Raw genomic sequence first — 19,919 nt, forward strand, 5'->3', positions numbered from 1 at the left:
GTTCTGGGCAAATTCTTTGCTGCCTGGGCGTTTACCGGTCTGGCATTGATTCTGAATTTCCCGCTTTGGATTACGGTAAATTATTTGGGTAACCCGGATAACGGCGTGATTTTCACCGGTTTTATCGGCAGTTTCCTGATGGCAGGCGGTTTTCTGGCCATCGGTTCATGTGTATCAGCCTCCACTAAAAATCAGGTTATTGCGTTTGTGCTGAGCTTGATTGTCAGCCTGATATTTGTGCTGGCGGGCTATGGCATTGTGTTGGATTTCTTTAGTAGCTGGGCTCCACAACCACTGGTTGATGCGATCAGTTCATTTAGTTTTCTGACCCACTTTGATGCGATTTCCAAAGGGGTAATTGATTTACGTGACATATTGTATTTCGCAGCGCTTATCACTATCTGGTTGTTTGCCAACGCCTTGATAGTGAATGCACGTAAAGCCGATTAGGAGCACCCGTCAGCAATGAATAAACAATTATTATCCAAAACCGGTTTGATTCTGGCCGTTATTCTTTTTATTGCCTTTATTATTGTGGTAAACGGCAATTTTAAATCGGCCCGGGTCGATTTGACTGAAGACAAACTGTATACCTTATCTGAAGGTACGCTGAACATTCTGTCTTCGTTACAGCAGCCCATTACACTAAGGTTCTACTATTCCGAGCAGGTAGCTCAGGCTTTGCCATCATTAAAAGCCTATGCTCAACGTGTTCAGGAACTGTTGATGGAATATCAACGTGCTTCAGATGGCATGATTCAGGTCAAAATTATTAATCCAAAACCTTTTACCGATCACGAGCAGCGGGCTAAGCAATACGGTTTGCAATCGATTCCAATCGAAGGAGAAACAGATCCGTTATTCTTCGGCGTAGCCGGTACCAATATATTGGATGGTCTGGAACGTATCCGTTTCTTTCAACCTGAAATGGAAGACGTACTTGAATATGATCTGACGCGCTTAATTTATCAATTGTCTGACGTAGAACGTAAAAATGTAGCGGTCATGAGTTCATTGCCTATTGATGGTGAAGATTACGATCCGTTAGAAGGCCAGCTGGATACTGAAGGTGGCGCAAAACCCTGGGCAGTAATGGGTAAATTGCGTGAGATGTTTAATGTTTCTGTGTTACCGGAAGACATTCGTCGTATTCCATCATCAGTTGATTTGCTAATGGTTGTGCATCCCAAGGAATTGCCTGAGCAAACCTTATATGCCATTGATCAATATGTGTTGCGGGGTGGGAAATTAATTACCTTTGTGGATCCATATGCGGAAGTGGATGTACCGGAGAAAGATCCTGAAAACCCTATGGCAGCAATGGTCGCAAATCGTAGCTCGAACATGCCTGAGTTGCTGACTACCTGGGGGGTGGAACGTCACATCTCTGATGTTGTTGCGGATAGAAAAACCGCACGGCAGGTCGATTTTGGTGGCCGTAGCAATAATCAGCCAATTGAATACGTCTTATGGAATGCTTTGACTCCGGAGAACATGAATTCCGAACAACGCATAACCTCGAAATTACGCAAGATAAATGTGGCTACCGCCGGACATTTCAAAATTCTGGATGACAAAACAACTGAAGTAACTCCTCTGTTGAGTTCCAGTGACGAGGCCATGCTGGTGGATAAACGGGTAGTGCAATTCCGTAATGATCCGGTGGCTCTGCTGACCAAATATGAGCAGGGAACGATCAGTTATCCACTGGCGGTACGTATTGAGGGTCAGGCTCGCTCTGCCTTTCCGGATGGTGCACAGGGCGATAACAGAACTAAAGCCAAAATGCCTGATCATGTAAATGAATCTGAAAATGGCATTGATGTCATTGCTATTGCAGATGTGGATCTGCTTGATGACAGATTCTGGGTCATTATGCAGGATTTCTATGGCGAAGATTTAGCCTTTAATACCTCTAATAACATCGATTTTGTGCATAACGCTATCGAAGAGTTAACCGGCGCGGAGGGACTGATCAGTGTACGCTCCCGTACTGGTTTCACTCGTCCATTTGTCCGTGTCGAAGCATTACAGCGTGAAGCTGAGAGACTCTACCGGGCAAAAGAGCGGGAACTGGAAAATAAATTACAGCAAACCCGGCAACGTATCGCTCGCATGCAGGTAGAGCGAAATGGTTCTGGTGCCGAGATCATGACACCTGAACAACAGAAAGAGATTGCTGAATTCAGGGCGATTGCCGATCGTACGGAATTAGAATTACGGGCGGTAAAAGGTAACTTGCGTAAAGATATCGATCATTTGGAAACGTTGGTCAAATTCATCAATATCGGCTTGATTCCGATAGTGGTGGCGATACTGGCACTGATTACCGGATGGTTAAGAGTGCGTAAGCGTACTCGCGGCCGTTACCAATCTTAAATTCTGCATGCGTTAAATAACGCTTGTATCAAACTGAACAGACAGGTTCTACAGATGCTGAAAAAACTTAATAGTCTTTCTATCCTCGCCATCCTCACTGCGCTGATGGTGGTTTGGATGTTAGTCACCATATATAAAGCCGAAGATACCAGTGATGACTTTTCATTGTTGTTTCCTGAGTTATTTGAACAGCTCAGTGATGTGGATAACATTACATTTAAAAGTGAGCAGGATGAGTTCAGCCTGAGTCGTGATGATGAACAATGGTTCATTACTGATTATCATAATTATCCTGCCGATGATGATTTGGTCAGGAGGATGCTGGTTGATTTGGCCGATGCCCGAATTCTTGAGCTGAAAACCGATAATCCTGAACTGTATCCAGTATTGGGCGTGGAAGGAGCAGAAGAAGGTGGCAGTTCATTTGTCATTAAGTTATTCAATGACCAACAGGAAGTGGCGGGTCTTGTTTTGGGAAAAGCACGTGATTTAAGCGCGGATGCCTCTGGTCCACAACAGTTCTATTTGCGCCGTGTTAATGAGGAGCGCAGTTATCTGGCTGAAGGCTACTTTCAGTTCAGTCCGATGATGCTCAACTGGATTGATGCCCTGATTATGGACATTGCACGTGAACGGGTTGCCCGAGTGGATATCATTCAGCCAAATGGTGATACTGCAACCTTAGTGAATTTAGGGCAGAAAGATAAATTCGGCACGCCGGAAGATCGTGAAGAAACCGTGTTTCGTTATGAACAGCTTGGTTACGATATTGCAGGTTCCTTATTCCAAATGCGTCTGGAAGACGTTCAACCAGTTGGTGACTTTTCTCGCGGTGATGCTGAGGTGGTTAGAGCAGAATTCCTCACTTATGATGGCTTAAAAGTTATTGCTCAGACATCGTTTAATGATGGTTTTTACTTTTCTACATTCAAAGCAGAGTATGCCCCGGATGCTGTGCCTGAAGTACCCGAAGCAATTGCCAGCCTGGATGTATTAAAAACACCTGAGCAAGTGCAACAGGAAGTTGCAGAAATTAATGAAAAGGTTGAACCCTGGGTTTATCGTTTAGGCGGTTTTGTTGGTAACAACCTGATGCGTGCCAAGGCTGATATGGTTACCGAACAGGATCAGGTTATCCCGATGCCTGCCGGTGGTTTTGGTCCGTAAACTGGTCGTTTGTAAGTCATAAAAAAAGCCCCTTATTCGGGGCTTTTTTTATGTAGGTTCAGCCTTATTCTGTTTCGGCCTTATCTTTATCCCGCCATTCTTCCAATAACGCCTGGACGGTGATTGCGAGATCATCGGGGGCGAATTTGGCAATAAATTTATCGGCGCCAACCTTTTCAACTAATGCATTGTTAAAGGTGCCACTCATTGATGTATGCAGCAAAATACGAATATCTTTCAGATTTGGGTCTTGGCGGATAGCCGTTGTGAGGGTGTAACCATCCATTTCTGGCATTTCAATATCGGAAATCAACATAGCGATATGCTTGCTGACATCAATGCCCTCGGCTGCCCATGCTTTTAATTGATCCAATGCCTGTTTGCCATCATTCACAATGGTACAACTGACTCCAATCTGTTCCATGGTGCGACGTATCTGGTTGCGGGCAACACTTGAGTCATCTGCCACCAGAATATGATGTTGATGTTCAGCATTGGCTTCTGCGAAACGAGTTACCAAATCAGCTGAAACCGTGTCATCGATGCCCAATACTTCTGACATGACCTTTTCCACGTCAATTATCTGGATTAGTTCATCATCAATTTTGGTGACTGCAGTCATGTAATGCGATGAACCTGAAGCACTGGGAGGTGGCAGAATATCTTTCCAGCTAACGTTAACGATGCGATCCACCTCGCTGACCAGAAAGCCCTGCACGTTACGGTTGTATTCAGTAATAATGACAAAATGCTCATGAGGATTAATCACGGGCCTTTTGCCAATACCTTGGGATAAATCAAAGATACTGATGGTTTTATCGCGGATGCGCGCGGCACCTCGAACGACTGGGTGTGAATGCGGCATTTGTGTTAATGGTGGACAAGCAATCGCTTCGCGAACCTTAAATACATTAATACCGTAACGTTGGATGCCTCCCAGCTTGAACAATAAGAGCTCTAACCGGTTCTGACCGGCTAGTTGGGTGCGTTGGTCAATACCATCGATCATGCTTGCCATAAATTTCTCCTGATTACTGCAAGAGTATAACGGCAGTAACCTTCATTTCTGAACCGTAAATATCGGAATGAAAGTTGCAAGTTATCACCGTGTGTTCATTTGCCGTGCATTTTGCCGGAGGATATTGATGTATAAATTACTATGTAGTGTTTGTTTTGTGTTAAGTGCCAATTTATTGACACTTACTGCGCAGGCTGACAATTTACAATCGTTGGCTGATGTGGAGCACACCGCATTCACCTATACTTTAGCTCAGGCACAGACTCGATTTAACAATCCTCAGGTCAGTGTCACACCATTAGATAAACGGTTACGCTTGCAGCATTGTGAAAAAGGACTGGAAGCGTTCAGTAATCGGGATATCGCAACTGCCGGCAATGTGACCGTGGGTGTGCGTTGTCAGGAGCCTGTGGCCTGGACAGTTTATATTCCTTTACAAATCAAAGTAATGCGGCCCATGGTGGTGATTGCCCGACCCGTTTCAGCAAATCATGTTTTAACGAAACAGGATTTGCGGATTGAGCAACATGATATTGGCAAGCTTCGGCAAGGCTATATGGCAAATATTGCCGCTGTGGTGGGACAGCAAGTTAAATATTCACTGGGTTTAGGCACGGTTATACAGAAAAATCATTTGCGGCCGCTGAATATTGTAAAAAGAGGTGAGTCAATTGTACTGGTGGCTAGTGCAGGAACAATGGAAGTCAGAATGCAGGGCACAGCGATGTCTGATGCCAGCCTGGGAGATCGCGTTCGTGTGAAAAACCTCTCGTCAGAGAGAGTTGTCGAAGGTGTAGTAGATGGTCCAGGTGTGGTACGCGTTACAATGTGAAGAAAACTCTGGATCGAATCACATTATATTAAAGTTTTTTCAATTCGTTCCGATAAAACGTATAGAACCAATATGGAGACATTTTTATGTCGGATATTAACAATATAAAACCACCAACACAGGGTGGCGGGGTCAGCTCGACACGAAACGTCAATGTTGAAGATAAACGTACAGAAACTGCATCAAATCAGGTCAAATCCAGTGGTAACAGCTCAACAGACAAGATCAGCCTGACGACAACGGCCACACAACTGCAATCCCTGCAACAGGAAATTGCCGCTTTGCCTGTGGTGGATGAACAAAAAGTGGCTGCTTTACGTGCAGCTATTGAAGATGGAAGCTATCAGGTTGATAGTCAAAAGTTGGCACGGAACATGATTGATTTTGAGGGTAACCTATAAAAAAGGAACCCTCCCATGGCTATGTCACCCGGACAACAGTTGCACAGCGTTTTACAGTCTGAACTCAATATTGCCAAACAGTTAGCCGAGTTACTGGTCGCGGAGCGTCAAGCCCTTGCTCTATCGGATATCGCTACCATCACCGATATCAATAATAAAAAACAGCCGCTAATCATGAAGCTCGAACAGCATAGCCGTCAACGGGATGCAGTGTTAACCTCTACTGGCTTCCCTACCGGTAAACAAGGCCTCGAAGCGTTCATCGATAATCAAACTGAAGATGACGCATTGGCGTTAACTCAGTTAATAAAGAATCTAAAGGCTGTTGCCAAAATCTGCCAGCAAAAAAATCAGGTTAATGGCGGCATCGTCAGTATTAACCGCCAATATCTGCAACGCGCTATCTCTGTTCTTAGGGGGCGGGATCCAGAGTCAAGTGCTTATGGCCCGGGGGGGGAATATACCAGTGCAGTTGTTCGTCAACCATTGATTGGTCGTGTGTGATCCTAAGGTCTGTTGATCTTTCATAGCCACCACTGCTGGAGATGAAAGATCACAAGTCCTAAGGCGTTTCACACCACTGGGCTAACAGGTTTACCCACACCGGATCATCGTTAAGGCATGGTATCAATTTTAATGAACGACCACCTGCCTCGATAAACACTTCTTCAGCTCGAATCGCAATTTCTTCAAGAGTTTCCAGGCAGTCTGTCACAAATGCAGGACACATGACCAAAACGTTTTTTGTGCCTTTTTGTGCCAATTCAATTAAACGATCTTCGGTGTTAGGCCCCAGCCATTTGGCTCTGCCCAGTCGGGACTGAAAAGCGACTGAATATTTTTCCGGATGGAGTTGTGCCTTTTCGGCAAAAGCAGCCGTTGTAGTCATTACCTGATGACGGTAACAGGTGGCATGAGCCACATGTGGTTTGTTGCAACAATCGGCCTGTTGCAGACAATGTTGGCCACTGGGGTCCCGTTTCAGTATGTGAGACTCAGGTAAACCATGATAGCTGAACAACAAATGATCATGCTCTTCCATCAAGTAGGGACGAGTTTGTTCAACCAGGGCATTGATATAGCCTTCTTCCTGATAGAAGGGAGGCTTGATCGTTAAGACAATATCGAGTTTATGTTTGGCTATGACGTGCTTGGCCATTTCAATGCAGGTAGTGACGGTACTGTCGGCAAAATGCGGATACAACGGAACGAATAAAACCTCTTTAATGCCATCAATCCTGGCAAGCTTTAGTAACCCCGCTTCAATACTGGGATTTCCATATCGCATGGCAAGCTCCACCGGCATATCAACCTGTTGCTGAACGGCTTTATGTAATTTTTCAGATAATACAATCAGCGGTGAGCCGGTATCGGTCCATACACTCCGATAAGCTTCGGCAGAGGCTTTTGGACGGGTCGGCAGAACAAAGGCACTGACAATAAACCGTCTTAGCAGCCAGGGTAGCTGGATCACATAGGGATCCATCAGAAACTGATTTAAGTAGCGCCTTACGGAAGGGGGATCAGGCTGATCCGGTGAACCAAGATTTACTAATAAAACTGCACGTTGCGTCATGATAATTATTATTTTGAGTCAGAAGAATTAAGCACGTCGTTCAGCGCACTCTGGATATCAGTATAGAGAAATTCAAAGCCGGCAGCTTGAGCTTTTTCCGGGATTGCACGTTGCCCACCCAGTAACAAATCAGCCATCTCTCCCATTGATGCTTTCAGTACGCAGGACGGAACCCGGAAGAAAGCTGGACGGTTTAGCGTTTTGGCAAGTGCTTTGCTGAATTGCTGATTGCTTACCGGACGGGGAGCTGCGCCATTATAAACTCCTGTAAGTGAGCGATTTTCAGCCAGAAATAAAAATAACCTACAGATATCATCGAGATGAATCCATGGCATGTACTGTTGACCGTCACTTATTGGTCCACCCAAACCCATTTTGAAGGGCAGCGTCATTTTGCTCAGAAAACCACCATTCGGTGCCACTACTAATCCCGTGCGAACGATAGCGACTCGGATTCCAAGAGATTCTGCAGACAAAGCGGCTTGTTCCCATTGTTCGCATAATTCATGACTGAATTCTGGTTTGAAGCTAGTACTTTCTGTAACAATCGTATCGTGCTGATTTCCATACCAGCCTACTGCTGAACCACTGATAAAACTGTGAGGGAGGCTGGAGCGTTTGGACAATTTATCTATCAGGTCACGTGTATAGTCGACCCGGCTTTTCAGTAATATTTGCTTACGGGCATCGGTCCAGCGTTTATCAACAATCGGTGCACCGGCCAAATTAATGACTACATCAATATGATGATCTGCCGGTATTGAATCGACGGATTCAAAACACTGCACCTGGGAACCAAGTATTTTTGCTGCTTTCTGACAATTACGACTTAATGCAAAAACTGTCTCGCCATTGTTTAAAAGTCTTTGACACAGCGCTTGGCCGATGAGTCCCGTTGCACCGGTTATTAAAAAAGCCGCCATGATAAATTCCTTTGAATAGTTATGATTATTCCTTGTATAGAGTCATAACAGCTGGCAAAGTTTACCAAGGGCCTATTGATTTTTAATAACCACCACTGCTGGAGGCTATTTTTTCCATCACCGTAGGGTGGAAAAATAGTCCCAGCCCTTTGGGGTATGACTATGAAACATCGACATACCCTGAGTTAAGATTAAACCTTAGATTGAGTATTTAACGAGTAATTGATGCGAATTAAAGTAGGAATCAGCAGTTGTCTACTGGGTGAATCCGTGCGATTTGATGGCGGACATAAACATTTGCGTCTATGTACTGACAGTTTGTCACGTTTTTTTGAGTTTGTTGCCGAGTGCCCTGAAGTGGGTATTGGTATGGGAATACCTCGCAAACCTATTCGTCTGGTTGGCAATGTGGAAGCACCACAGGCGGTTGCAGTGCATGATTACAGTTTGAATTACACAGAAAAGTTGACGGCTTTTGGCCAGCAAAAAGCCAATGAACATAGTGATTTATGTGGTTATATTTTTATGAAAAACTCGCCGAGTTGTGGTTTGTTTCGAGTCAAGGTATATCAGGAAAACGGTTATCCGGCGGCTGAAACAGGGCGAGGTTTGTATGCTGATGCATTAAAAAAAGCCCATCCATTAATGCCAATGGAAGAGTCCGGCAGACTGAATGATCCATTATTACGTGAAAACTTTATTACCCGGGTTTTCGCCTATTATGACTGGCAACAGCTGGTTCGCAGTGGTTTAACCCATCATAAATTGATTAGCTTTCATTCACGTTATAAATATTCCTTAATGGCTCATTCTCCCAAACATTATGCCGAACTGGGACGAATGCTGGCGGATGCAGGAAAGCATGAGATTGAAACTCTGGCAGAACACTATTTCACTGAGCTTATGACAGTTTTATCTAAAATCGCCTCCCGAAAAACACATACTAATGTGTTAATGCATTTGCAGGGCTATCTAAAGAAAAAGCTCTCAAGCGCAGAGAAGCAGGAACTTGCCGATATCATTCATCGTTACCGCACGGCAGAGTTACCGCTGATAGTGCCGATTACATTGTTAAAACATCATTTCAATAACCATCCAGATGCTTACATTGCCAAACAGGCCTATCTGCAGCCATATCCTGATGCGTTGAGCCTGAGAAATGCAATATAAACTGCATAAATAAAACTGAAAATCCCTGTATTTTGACGTGATTCTCTGCAGCAATAGCGTCGTGAAACCACTATTGCAAACAATGCTTTTGAAATAAGTAGCAATGGGAGTGTATGGTGAAGCGAAGTTGTATCAGTTTCTAAAAATGACTGAAATTGAAGCCAGTCCGGGATATCAGATATGCAGCGCAGGGATCTATTAAAACTCGGTATATTAAGTGCTGTTAGCAGCAAAACTTCAGCCATAAACCAAACAGCATTGACTGGTCTGGTGTTGGATCCCGGTTTTGCCAACCATCATATTATGCCCCAACATCCAGAATCTCCTGCCAGATATCGGCGTCTGCGGGATGAGCTGGAGGTCAGTGAGTTGCTATCCAAGGTCACATTGTTAAAACCCAAAAGCAAAATTGAATCTGAATTATTGCTTATTCATTCAGCAAATCATGTAGCGTCAATAAAACGTCACGATCCAGACGCGCATCAAGCTGCAATGTTGGCCACAGGAGGCGTACTGGTGGCGGTTGACGCAGTCTGTAAAGGTTTGCTGGATAATGCTTTTTGTGCTTCAAGACCACCAGGACATCACGCAACCAACACCGGTAAGGAGGAGGGGTTCTGCTATTACAACCATGTTGCTATAGCGGCAAGATATGCTCAAAAACGCTATAAGTTAAAACGAATTTTAATTGTGGATTGGGATTACCATCATGGCAATGGCACTGAATGGGCTTTTTATCATGATCCATCTGTATTGTTTTTTTCCACCCATGATTCTGAAGCTTATCCCGGTACGGGGTCTCCCGAGAAAACCGGCACTGGTTCCGGCAAGGGCTTTAATATAAATGTGCATTTGCCCTGTGGTTCAGGGGATGAAGAAATCATCGCTGCATTCGAAGAAAAACTGATTCCAGCAGTAACTGAATTCAAACCCGATATGATTCTGTTATCGGCCGGATTTGATAGCCGGGAAGACGATTTGCTGGGATGTTATAAAGTTTCCGATCAGGGCTTTATCCAACTGACGGAGATCATGCTGCGACTTGCCAAACAGCACTGTGATGGCAAACTGGTTTCGGTACTGGAAGGGGGCTACAACCTGACAGGTAATGCCAAGGCCAGTGTGGCGCATTTGAAAACCTTGATGCAGATAGTTTCATCTGGCGAATAATTTTTGTGATTAACGGCACAGTTCGTGCTAATCCTTAATTGAAACATTTTAGTGACAAATATCAGTCACTTGTTGATTGGCAGCCCAAGCCCTTTTAAGGAGAAAATGATGAACGCTGTTGTTAAACTCAGAGATGAGAACGAGGCTGGTCTAGACCAGAATCAAGGAAAGCAATATCAACATCTAAATACCTATTATGACCCGACCTATAAGATTGGCTGGTTCATGATGAATGCCGCTCCCAGGCCATGTTTTACCCCTACCTTACTCAATGAACTTTCGGATTATCTGGCGAATGTAAAAGCCGAGATGCAACAGAGCAATCATGAAAAATATGATTATCTGGTTGTGGGTTCCAGTGTTGATGGTGTGTTTAATCTGGGGGGCGATTTAAACCTGTTTACCTCCCTGATTGAAAAACGTGACCGTGAAGCCTTGCTGGCTTATGCCATTCATTGCGTTGATATCCTCTACGACAATATGTTCCATTTTGATTGTGACCTGACTACTGTCAGTCTGATTCAGGGGGATGCATTGGGAGGTGGGTTTGAAGCGGCTTTATCGAGTAATATTATTATTGCTGAGCGGGGCGTGAAGTTGGGTCTGCCGGAAGTGTTATTTAATCTGTTTCCGGGAATGGGGGCTTATACATTGTTATCCCGAAAAGTCGGGGCGGCCAATGCTGAAAAAATGATTCTTTCGGGTGCTTTATATACCGCAGAAGAACTTTATGAAATGGGTGCGATCGATATTCTGGCCGAAAAAGGTGAAGGCGAGCTGGCTTTATACAAATACATTAAAGCCGCCAAAAAATCACCAAACAGCTATAAAGCGATGTCACGTATTAAAGATTTATGTAATACCGTGAGCTATGAAGAGCTAGTAGCGATAGCCAATATCTGGGCGGACGCTGCTTTAAACCTGACCAGCAAGGATATCCGGATGATGACGCGACTGGTGAACCGCCAGACTGCCAAATCAAACAGCGAAGGGTAATCTAGTTTCACCGCCACTCATGTTGTGAAATAAGAAACATTTATTAATGTTTAACTAGGTTAATTTGGCGAGATACATCGAGGTGTCTCGTTTGTTTAGAATTGTGCTTCACAAAACGTCCTGCAACGTGATGTGAGGCATTATCAGCCATAACTTACAGTGCACTGGGATTATCTTAACCACAGCTTTGTGATGAAAGATAAACAGGTCCTAATGATCTGCTTTTTGTGATTGTCCTTGATGCTTAAGGGCAAGCTCTAATTCTGTCAGTGTTTGAGAAAAAGCATGCTCCAGTTTGTTAGTCAGGCGAATTAATTCATCAGATCCAATATCGAAAGGTTTGTAAGACTCTCCCTGACGACAAAGCTCGGCAACTTTATTCGCACCTAATTCAGAAGATGATCCTTTCAAAGCATGCAGGCTTTCACGATAGGTCAGGTAATCGTCATGGGCTGATTGCAGAATCAATTGCAGGTGTTTGGTGCCATCTTCTCTATAACCATTCAGCAAAAGCTGTAAAAAAGCTTCGCCGCCACCTAACTCAGAGAGTTCTAGCAACACCTGATGATCACACCATTGTTCTGAAGAAACTGCCGGCTGACTGTTTGCTTTGCCAGGTTTTGCATTGATTTGATGTTCCAGAGCCAGACGGGCTAAGGATTCCAGTAATGAACGGGAATCTATTGGCTTAGTCAGAAACTCATTTGCTCCCGCTTCCAGACAACGTTGTTTAGCCTGAGGGGTTGCATCGGCGGTCAGAATGATAATAGGGATATCATGTCCAGTATCCATATAGCGCATGGCACGGATAACTTCGGGTCCGCTGTAATCTGGCATATTCATATCCAGAATCAGCATTTCAACACTGTCAATTTGTTGACTGAGAACATCCAGAGCCTGTTCGCCACTACTGGCCAGAATGACCTGATGCCCTGCATGACGAAGAATTCCTTCCAACACCTGCTGATTGACCAGGTTATCCTCTGCGATAAGAATATTTAAAGATTTAGCATAGGATTGTGCTGCGTAGTGTTGCGCCAGGGTAATGACTTTTTCATCCTGAATGGCATGATTACTCTGTGCTGCGTGGATGGCATTAAAAAGAACAGGTTTTTCCTTAACATCATGCACAATGGAAATAAAATGATGGCGCAGTCTTGGATCCTGTTTACTGAAATCTGATGGATTCAACAGAATCAGTGCTGTATTGGCAAGTAAAGGTTCACCATGGATCATATTGGCAAATTGAATCGGATCGATGTCATGCATACAATCCTGATCAATCATAACGGTTTGATAAGGCGATTGCTCCTCTGCTGCTCGAATCAATACTGAAAATGCTTTGGCGGTAGTGTCGACATGCTGGTAATTCACTGACCAGTCATTGATAACAGGTTTAATAAGGTCATGCAGTGAATCGGTGCTTAAAATCAGCATAGGGCTCTCAGATAAAGTTAATTCATTTGTCTCATTGGCAGTGAAGGGCATTTCAAACCAGAAAAGCGTGCCTTCACCGACTTCGCTGGTTACCCCAATTTCACCTCCCATCAACTCAACCAGCTCTTTGGCGATAGTGGTGCCTAAACCGGTTCCGCCTTTGTTCAGTGTATCAGGAGAGATCTGCGTGAAGTCATCAAAGATGCGTTGCAGAGCTTCCTGTGGGATGCCTATCCCGGTATCACTTACCTCAAAGCGTATCCACAAATTTTGATTTGATTTGCGATGGATTGGTTGAGCTGAAAGTTTAACGGCACCCTGATCAGTAAATTTAATACTATTACCGATCAGATTAATTAAAACTTGCCGTAGATGTTGTAAATCGCCGTTTATAGAAAAAGGCAGAGCGGGGTCAATATAGCAATTAATGTGTAGCCCTTTACTGATTGCCATTGGCTTTTGCATGCCAATCACGCTGTTTAACAGCTGATGTAAATCAAAACTTTTATCGCTGATCAAAATCTTGCCAGCTTCGATTTTGGAGATATCCAAAACATTTTCAATCAGGCTGAGCAGAGTATGTGCCGAAGTTTTCATGATTTTAACAAAATCATGTTGTTGCTTATTCAGCTGGGTCTCAGCCATCAGATCTGCAATACCAATAACACCATTAAGTGGTGTACGTAATTCATGAGACATATTGGCCAGAAATCGACTTTTTGCTTCATTTGCCTGTTTAGACAAAGCAATTGCGACATGAAGTTTTTTGATCAGAAAAGCTGAATAAAGCGGAATAATAAGTAACAAAAACATCAGACTGTAACCAAATGGTTCATGCTGAGGGTGTTGCCAGTATTCACCATTGATAATGGCAAATGAAAAACCGATGATGCCCACTATCAGCGATATATACAGGTAGTTCACGCCATATCGGAAACCATTACCTAAAATTACCCATAAATACAAAACGAACAAAAAGACACTCTGCTCACCCGCGATCAACATTACAATTGATAAAGCAGTCAGATCCAGCAAAATACCGCAGACCCTCCTGATGGGGGATGGTCTCGGATTGAGAAACAAAGCGATTGCAATGACGACTGCCAGTAAGTAATAGGTCAAAGTAATCAGACTGGGCAGACTGACAATATTGTCTGAGAAAGTTCTGTCAGCACCCCATGGCAGACAAAAATAAATTAATAAAGCGATACCCAATGTCAGTCGGATTTTGATCGCTTGTTCGGGTTCGCTGTCGCCCGTTTTGGGTATTCTGTCTAAAAATCGCCCGAACAGTTTTTTTTCCTGTGGCTGTGCGTAACTATCATTCATTGCTCGAGTTTTAATCAGCATACTCGGCTTGAATTCGCTGAATTGCATCAAGCCGGTCAAAAAAAGCCTGAACACATCTTGGATCGAGCTGTGTACCCGCACTTTGCTCAATGTAACGACAGGCATCTTCGTTTGACCAGGCTTTTTTATAGGGCCGTTCCGAAACCAATGCATCATAGATATCGGCGACAGATACTACTCTGGCTATAAGCGGGATTTCTTCGCCTTTTAATTGAGAAGGATAGCCTTTTCCATCATAGCGTTCGTGATGATTCAACGCGATGACCGCTCCAATATGCATATACTTCGATTGACTATCAGAAAGTATTTCATGCCCGATGGTGGAATGCGTTTTCATGATTTCCCACTCTTCCGCATCCAGCTTGCCAGGTTTAAGCAGAATGTTATCAGGGATACCGATTTTGCCGATATCGTGCATGGGAGCAGCATATTCAAGATCTTCGCATTGCTGTTCGTCGAAAACGCCTAACGCCTCAGCAATAAAACGGGAGTATTTCGCCATCCGAATAACGTGATTTCCAGTACCTTCATCACGATATTCGCCCGCCTTGGCTAGACGAATAATGGTTTCTTTTTCACGCAGAATAATCTGTTCAGTGGCAATTTCTACCTGACGTGCCAACCAATTAGCACGATCTTCTATGATCAGGTGCTGCTCGTGCATCTGTAAAAGATTACGACAGCTGGTGCGACATTCAATTTGATCAATGGGGCGAGTGAGGAAAGCAGTAGCTCCGGCATCCAGTGCATCGTAACGCACGGCTTTTTCGCTGACGACAGTAATCATCATGATGGGAACACTTTGCAAAGCAGGCATCTGGCGAGCACGACGAATAAATTCGATGCCATCAATTTCCGGCATACGATAATCCGTAATAATTAAATCGGCTTCATGTTCACTCAGCCATTGAAGTGCCTCAGTAGAGTTACTTAACGCCGTGACATGAATATTTTCACCAATTTGCTGGACTATCTTTTCTAAAATAGTTCTGCCGGTTGATTGATCATCAACGATCAATACCTCTTTGGTTTTCTTAAGAATGCTCAGTCTCCTTGCTGATTCATAAGGTTTTAAATTGTCAGGACGACCATATTGGTTTGCCAAGACACATTCCTCATCAAGCTTGCCCTTCCGTCACATCCCTGCTGTGGCAGTTTTATTAACAGAAGTCATATCCTTGAATCCGTGTCTGTTATTTTGTTTAAATACAATCATTTCTTATTTCCGCATTATGCTGTCAGAGTTCGTAGCTGTCCATTCTATTTACGTTTCGAGTGTTCATGAATACTTTGTGATGTTCCTCAAAAGTAACTTGATAGTGCTTTTGAAGGGAGCCCAATCAAGCTCAAAGAGAATTAATTCTGGCAATATCGTTAAACCTGTTCACGCATAATTCACATTCAAAACCGGACTATATATTGATGAAAGCATTATTACTTATTGCCCATGGCAGCAGACGTCAGCGTTCAAATGATGAAGTCATTGCACTGGCTGAAAAATTAAAAACGGAATGTGCCGAACATTACGATATTGTGCAAGCCGCATTTCTGGAACTTGCCGATACGTTGATTGCGGATGGGATTGAAAACTGCGTACGTGATGGCGCTCGTCAGATCACTGTTTTACCTTATTTTCTAAATTCCGGACGTCATGTAACCGAAGACATTCCTCATGATGTAGATGCAGTTCGTCCTAACTTCCCGGATGTGGACATTCAGATTGCTGAACATATTGGGGCGTCAACTGCCATGATAGATATGTTGAAAACTGCCGCCGTAAATCGAGCCTGATATTAAGATAAAGATTTGCCAATGTAATCTATGGCAATCATGGCTTTAGGAATCTGGAAGCAATGATCATCGAATCTTCAGGTCTCTCACGCTCAACCTGCCAGCCCTGAGCCAGGATATAGTCCAATGCTTGCTGATGACTGGAAAACTGCTTTTCTAACGTCTGCCGCTCACCATCAATACTCTGATGAATGATAAAAAAGGGCTCGCTTTCAGAACCAGCTCTTTCAATGCGGCATTGTGGAATGGATGACATGTTAGCGCTCCAGTACTCGTTATAATTAAAATCAGTGATCACATTAATATTCTATGACAACCAGTATAGGCTTTCTGCAAAACTGGTACATCAGCCTTTATCGTAAAAAAAGCCCCTTCAAAGGGGGGTATGTTAAAGCGGATGGCGATTAGTGATTGCAAACACACATACCACCTCAAAGCCGCAACGCATAGCTAACTTGTTTGGTTGAGTCCACATTTTAATAATTCTTTAGGTGGAAAAAGTGATTCTTACACCTCGCATCGTACTCTGCGCTCATACAAATCAATAGTGAATCATGCTCGTAGCATCTCGGTATTTTCCTTGTTTATGAGATATTGCATAGGGTCAATTAATAAAAATTGGTTGACGTTTTTTGGCTGGTGCTAAAGCATGAATTTTTTCTAATTTCCCTTGTAATAATTACAAAAATGAGATCATTTTCCACATCCTGTTTTTATAAAGGTAAGTAACAAGTTTATCTGCGTAATATGTTGAATTTTAAGTATAAAAATGTTTTTAAAATAAAGCTTTTTCAGCTTGGTATAGTGCTTGCGTTATCTAAAGTGAAGTACTTTGAAACGTTCAAACGTTTTAATTTGAGCTAATTTATTAGCAGAACTTGGATAAATAAAAGGAGAATGAAATGTTTAAAAAACTATTTCTTTCAACTGCTATTGTCACTGCATTTGCTGCTGCTCCTGTTGTAGCAGGTAATCAAAATGATACTAACCCGAATGATCCTGAATGGGAGAAAAAAGGCGACCGAGTTGTAAATACTAATCGGGATCAGAATGGAACCAAGCAAAAAAATAATGAAAAACGCAACAAACAAGATGGAACCACCAAAAATTATGATGACGTCAGTCATGGTGATAAAAAGGTGACCCCTGATCGCAAAGCGTATGACAAAGAAAACAACCGCGATAAAGATAGTATTAAAAATCAGCAACACCCTGCACATGAAATGGGTGAAGGGGACGAAACTCCCTATGAAGGTCAGTGATTCAAATCTGACCTTGTCCAAATTAAGAAACAAGCCCTAAGGATTACGATTGATCGAGCTTCCATCGTTTAAAAGGCGAGTTTCGATATTTTTAACATCTTAAAAGTGCGTTGTAATGGCGAGCAGGGTTAGGCTTACCATTGCTGTTAACAGCGTTACTTTTTATATTTTTGAATTTTTCTGATGTATATCCTGGAGGTATTCGATGAAAAATATAAATTTCCTAACATTCGCAGCTTTTTCTTTATTGGCAACTCCTGTCATTGCAGAAAACCCTTATGCCAAAGACGACAATAGTTGGATCAGTATTAATGGGGAGGTCACTTCTGTTTCGGCGGATGAGTTTGAGCTGGATTATGGTGATGGAACGATTACGGTCGAAATGGATGATGGTGACCGGGATGCTGATGGCTACAAGTTGGTAAGAGGTGATGAGGTCAGGGTTTCAGGACTTATCGAGGATAGCTTCTTTGAAACTACGACTATAGATGCCAGTAGCGTTTACGTAAAAAATATTGATACGTATTTCTATGCCAGTGCTATTGATGATGAATATTACGGTTATGACGTGGTATCGCCGCTAACCACCGATACCTTTATTGAAGGTACTATCACCAGCGTAAGCGTTGATGATGAACAATTTACTTTAGACACGGGCCTTCAGATGTTGACCGTTGAGGTAGATGAACTTCTTTCCAACCCACTAGATACTGAAGGTTATCAGCAATTAGAAATAGGTGACAGAGTCAGGGTCAACGGTGAGATTGATTATGACTTTTTCCAAGGCCGTGTTTTTGAAGCAGATTATGTCACTAACATTTAATTGAATCCTTCTTTAAAAATTAAAAATACGAAGGTTGGATTGTCATAACAATGTTATGGCAATCCTCTTCGTCACTACCTTATAGACCTTTCTTATATTTTTTAATGTTAAAAACTATTACCCATCACAGTATTAAATACTGTCGAAAGAATTGTGTCATTACTTTAAAAATCTAAAGCCTCTGACATCTTAAATAACAGAAAATTAATTTAAAGGAGTTAGCTTATGAAAATTTCAAATAAACTAACATTTATAGCGTTTACCTTATTTTCAGCATCAGCTTTCGCTCAAAATCCGTATGCAAAACCAGATAATAGCTGGATTAGTATTCATGGTACGGTCACATCGGTATCTGCAGATGAATTTGAGCTGGATTACGGCGATGGACTGATTTCAGTAGAAATGGATGATGGCGATCGTGATGCTGATGGCTACAAGCTGCTTAAAGGTGATGAGGTAAGAGTTTCAGGCACAATCGATGATGACTTCTACAAGCTGACAACGATCGAAGCCGGTAGCGTATATGTCAAAAATATTGATACATATTTTTATGCCAGTTCAATTGATGAAGAAGACTTTGGCTACGATGTGGTTTCACCTAGCGTCACAGACACGGTTATTAAAGGCACTATTACCAGCATCGATGTAGGTGGTGACGAATTTACACTTGATACCGGTCTTCAGGAATTAACAGTAGAAGTGGATGAACTTGTCTTGAATCCGTTAGATGATGAAGGATATCGCCAACTAGACGTCGGTGACCGAGTCAGTGTAAACGGTCAAATTGATAACGACTTATTTGAAGGACGGGTATTCGAAGCCGATTATGTAACTACACTTCAAAGTGCTTCGTAAGCCCCTTTCATTACTGGGATTGTCATTATGACAATCCCTTTTTCATATGTAATTTGCTATTTAATTCAGGGTTATTGAGCACAGTATATTCAGAGACTGAGGAAAAGAATCTCACCGTGTATGTAAATTTTAAAACAATAGAATTTTTCAAAGTCTGCTGAAAGCAAGATATATCCTGTTTTGCAGCGTAAATGATTAAGAGGGCAAAAGAATTAAGCACTTAATTTACAAAATATTTGAATAAATATTACGGGAAGATGTTATGAAAAATACCCACATTACGACTCTTGCAGTCTTTGCTCTATTCAGCGCTTCGGCTGCCGCGGAAAATCCATATGCAAAAGAAAATAATAGTTGGATCAGTATTAACGGAGAAGTGGATTCTGTTTCTACCGACCAATTTGAGCTTGATTACGGTGAGGGTAACATCACAGTAATAATGGAAGACGAGGATCGAAAAGGTTACCAGCTTAAAAAAGGGGACGACGTCAGAGTATCGGGTCTTATGGATGATAACTTTTATAACGACTCTGTTATCGAAGCGGGGAGTGTGCACGTCAAAAATGCCAATACCTATTTTTATGCTGGAGCAATGGATGAACAGGACATCGATTTTACCGTCATGTCTCCCATCCTAAGAGATACAGTTATTAAAGGTAATATTACCCATGTCAGCCTAGAAGACGAGGAATTTACCCTTGATACTGGCATACAGATGTTAACGGTAGAAGTGGATGAGTTGCTCACTAATCCATTAGACAATGAAGGA

20 protein-coding genes are annotated in these 19,919 nt (G+C 42.8%); 14 read left to right on the forward strand and 6 right to left on the reverse strand.

Annotation, left to right across the window (positions count from 1 at the left end; genetic code table 11):
* The 3 genes from B3M51_RS14080 to B3M51_RS14090 all read left to right on the forward strand — a co-directional run.
* The coding region (locus B3M51_RS14080; RefSeq protein ID WP_414673459.1) for an ABC transporter permease at positions 1 to 450 on the forward strand (450 nt) is incomplete at its 5' end.
* Between the two features lie 15 nt (positions 451 to 465).
* Positions 466 to 2,379, forward strand: coding sequence for a Gldg family protein (locus tag B3M51_RS14085; protein ID WP_292760062.1), 1,914 nt, complete (start codon positions 466 to 468; stop codon positions 2,377 to 2,379).
* Between the two features lie 54 nt (positions 2,380 to 2,433).
* Positions 2,434 to 3,546: a DUF4340 domain-containing protein gene (locus tag B3M51_RS14090; RefSeq protein ID WP_292760064.1), complete on the forward strand. Its 1,113-nt coding sequence runs from the start codon at positions 2,434 to 2,436 to the stop codon at positions 3,544 to 3,546.
* A gap of 64 nt (positions 3,547 to 3,610) precedes the next feature.
* Here B3M51_RS14090 and B3M51_RS14095 read toward each other — a convergent pair whose 3' ends face one another.
* Entirely contained in the window at positions 3,611 to 4,564 is a 954-nt protein-coding gene (locus tag B3M51_RS14095; protein ID WP_292760066.1) for a chemotaxis protein CheV, read from the reverse strand.
* A 127-nt stretch (positions 4,565 to 4,691) separates the two neighbouring features.
* Between B3M51_RS14095 and flgA the strand changes: the two genes are divergently transcribed.
* From flgA to B3M51_RS14110, 3 genes are all read left to right on the forward strand, one after another.
* Complete coding sequence (gene flgA / locus B3M51_RS14100) at positions 4,692 to 5,396, forward strand: flagellar basal body P-ring formation chaperone FlgA (protein WP_014706041.1); 705 nt, start codon at positions 4,692 to 4,694, stop codon at positions 5,394 to 5,396.
* Between the two features lie 86 nt (positions 5,397 to 5,482).
* Positions 5,483 to 5,797: a flagellar biosynthesis anti-sigma factor FlgM gene (gene flgM / locus B3M51_RS14105; protein WP_292760067.1), complete on the forward strand. Its 315-nt coding sequence runs from the start codon at positions 5,483 to 5,485 to the stop codon at positions 5,795 to 5,797.
* Positions 5,798 to 5,812: 15 nt separating this feature from the next.
* On the forward strand, positions 5,813 to 6,301 hold the full coding sequence (locus tag B3M51_RS14110; RefSeq protein WP_292479308.1) for a flagella synthesis protein FlgN: 489 nt from the start codon (positions 5,813 to 5,815) through the stop codon (positions 6,299 to 6,301).
* Positions 6,302 to 6,359: 58 nt separating this feature from the next.
* Here the strand turns inward: B3M51_RS14110 and hemH are convergent, their stop codons facing one another.
* Both hemH and B3M51_RS14120 read right to left on the reverse strand, forming a co-directional pair.
* Positions 6,360 to 7,373 (reverse strand): ferrochelatase, encoded by a 1,014-nt coding sequence (hemH, locus tag B3M51_RS14115; protein ID WP_292760068.1) that lies wholly within the window; start codon positions 7,371 to 7,373, stop codon positions 6,360 to 6,362.
* Positions 7,374 to 7,381: 8 nt separating this feature from the next.
* Entirely contained in the window at positions 7,382 to 8,296 is a 915-nt protein-coding gene (locus B3M51_RS14120) for a TIGR01777 family oxidoreductase (protein WP_292760070.1), read from the reverse strand.
* A gap of 225 nt (positions 8,297 to 8,521) precedes the next feature.
* On the opposite strand from B3M51_RS14120, the gene B3M51_RS14125 reads away from it, so the two are divergent.
* From B3M51_RS14125 to B3M51_RS14135, 3 genes are all read left to right on the forward strand, one after another.
* Complete coding sequence (locus tag B3M51_RS14125; RefSeq protein WP_292760072.1) at positions 8,522 to 9,466, forward strand: YbgA family protein; 945 nt, start codon at positions 8,522 to 8,524, stop codon at positions 9,464 to 9,466.
* A 180-nt stretch (positions 9,467 to 9,646) separates the two neighbouring features.
* Positions 9,647 to 10,636 carry a histone deacetylase family protein gene (locus B3M51_RS14130; protein WP_292760074.1) on the forward strand — a complete coding sequence of 330 codons (990 nt, stop codon included), beginning with the start codon at positions 9,647 to 9,649 and terminating at the stop codon, positions 10,634 to 10,636.
* A 105-nt stretch (positions 10,637 to 10,741) separates the two neighbouring features.
* On the forward strand, positions 10,742 to 11,632 hold the full coding sequence (locus tag B3M51_RS14135) for a crotonase/enoyl-CoA hydratase family protein (protein ID WP_292760076.1): 891 nt from the start codon (positions 10,742 to 10,744) through the stop codon (positions 11,630 to 11,632).
* Positions 11,633 to 11,842: 210 nt separating this feature from the next.
* Here the strand turns inward: B3M51_RS14135 and B3M51_RS14140 are convergent, their stop codons facing one another.
* Both B3M51_RS14140 and B3M51_RS14145 read right to left on the reverse strand, forming a co-directional pair.
* Positions 11,843 to 14,419 carry an ATP-binding protein gene (locus B3M51_RS14140; protein ID WP_292760078.1) on the reverse strand — a complete coding sequence of 859 codons (2,577 nt, stop codon included), beginning with the start codon at positions 14,417 to 14,419 and terminating at the stop codon, positions 11,843 to 11,845.
* A complete protein-coding gene (locus tag B3M51_RS14145; protein WP_292760080.1) occupies positions 14,409 to 15,524 on the reverse strand; it encodes an HD domain-containing phosphohydrolase in 1,116 nt (371 codons plus the stop codon). The genes B3M51_RS14140 and B3M51_RS14145 overlap by 11 nt, the downstream gene beginning before the upstream one ends.
* 317 nt (positions 15,525 to 15,841) lie before the next feature.
* Between B3M51_RS14145 and B3M51_RS14150 the strand changes: the two genes are divergently transcribed.
* Entirely contained in the window at positions 15,842 to 16,210 is a 369-nt protein-coding gene (locus B3M51_RS14150) for a sirohydrochlorin chelatase (protein WP_292479297.1), read from the forward strand.
* A 37-nt stretch (positions 16,211 to 16,247) separates the two neighbouring features.
* On the opposite strand, the gene B3M51_RS14155 is transcribed toward B3M51_RS14150, so the two are convergent.
* Positions 16,248 to 16,466, reverse strand: a complete 219-nt coding sequence (locus B3M51_RS14155; RefSeq protein ID WP_292760083.1) for a hypothetical protein — start codon at positions 16,464 to 16,466, stop codon at positions 16,248 to 16,250.
* Between the two features lie 646 nt (positions 16,467 to 17,112).
* Between B3M51_RS14155 and B3M51_RS14160 the strand changes: the two genes are divergently transcribed.
* The 4 genes from B3M51_RS14160 to B3M51_RS14175 form a co-directional block, all read left to right on the forward strand.
* Complete coding sequence (locus B3M51_RS14160) at positions 17,113 to 17,472, forward strand: hypothetical protein (RefSeq protein WP_292760085.1); 360 nt, start codon at positions 17,113 to 17,115, stop codon at positions 17,470 to 17,472.
* Between the two features lie 205 nt (positions 17,473 to 17,677).
* Entirely contained in the window at positions 17,678 to 18,295 is a 618-nt protein-coding gene (locus tag B3M51_RS14165) for a hypothetical protein (RefSeq protein WP_292760087.1), read from the forward strand.
* Positions 18,296 to 18,520: 225 nt separating this feature from the next.
* The gene (locus B3M51_RS14170) at positions 18,521 to 19,150 is read left to right on the forward strand and encodes a DUF5666 domain-containing protein (RefSeq protein WP_292479291.1); all 630 of its coding nucleotides are present in this window, start codon (positions 18,521 to 18,523) and stop codon (positions 19,148 to 19,150) included.
* Positions 19,151 to 19,412: 262 nt separating this feature from the next.
* Positions 19,413 to 19,919: hypothetical protein (locus tag B3M51_RS14175; protein ID WP_292760089.1), on the forward strand; the 507-nt coding region annotated here is incomplete at its 3' end.

The organism is Methylophaga sp. UBA2689 (assembly GCA_002354555.1).
Lineage (GTDB): Bacteria > Pseudomonadota > Gammaproteobacteria > Nitrosococcales > Methylophagaceae > Methylophaga.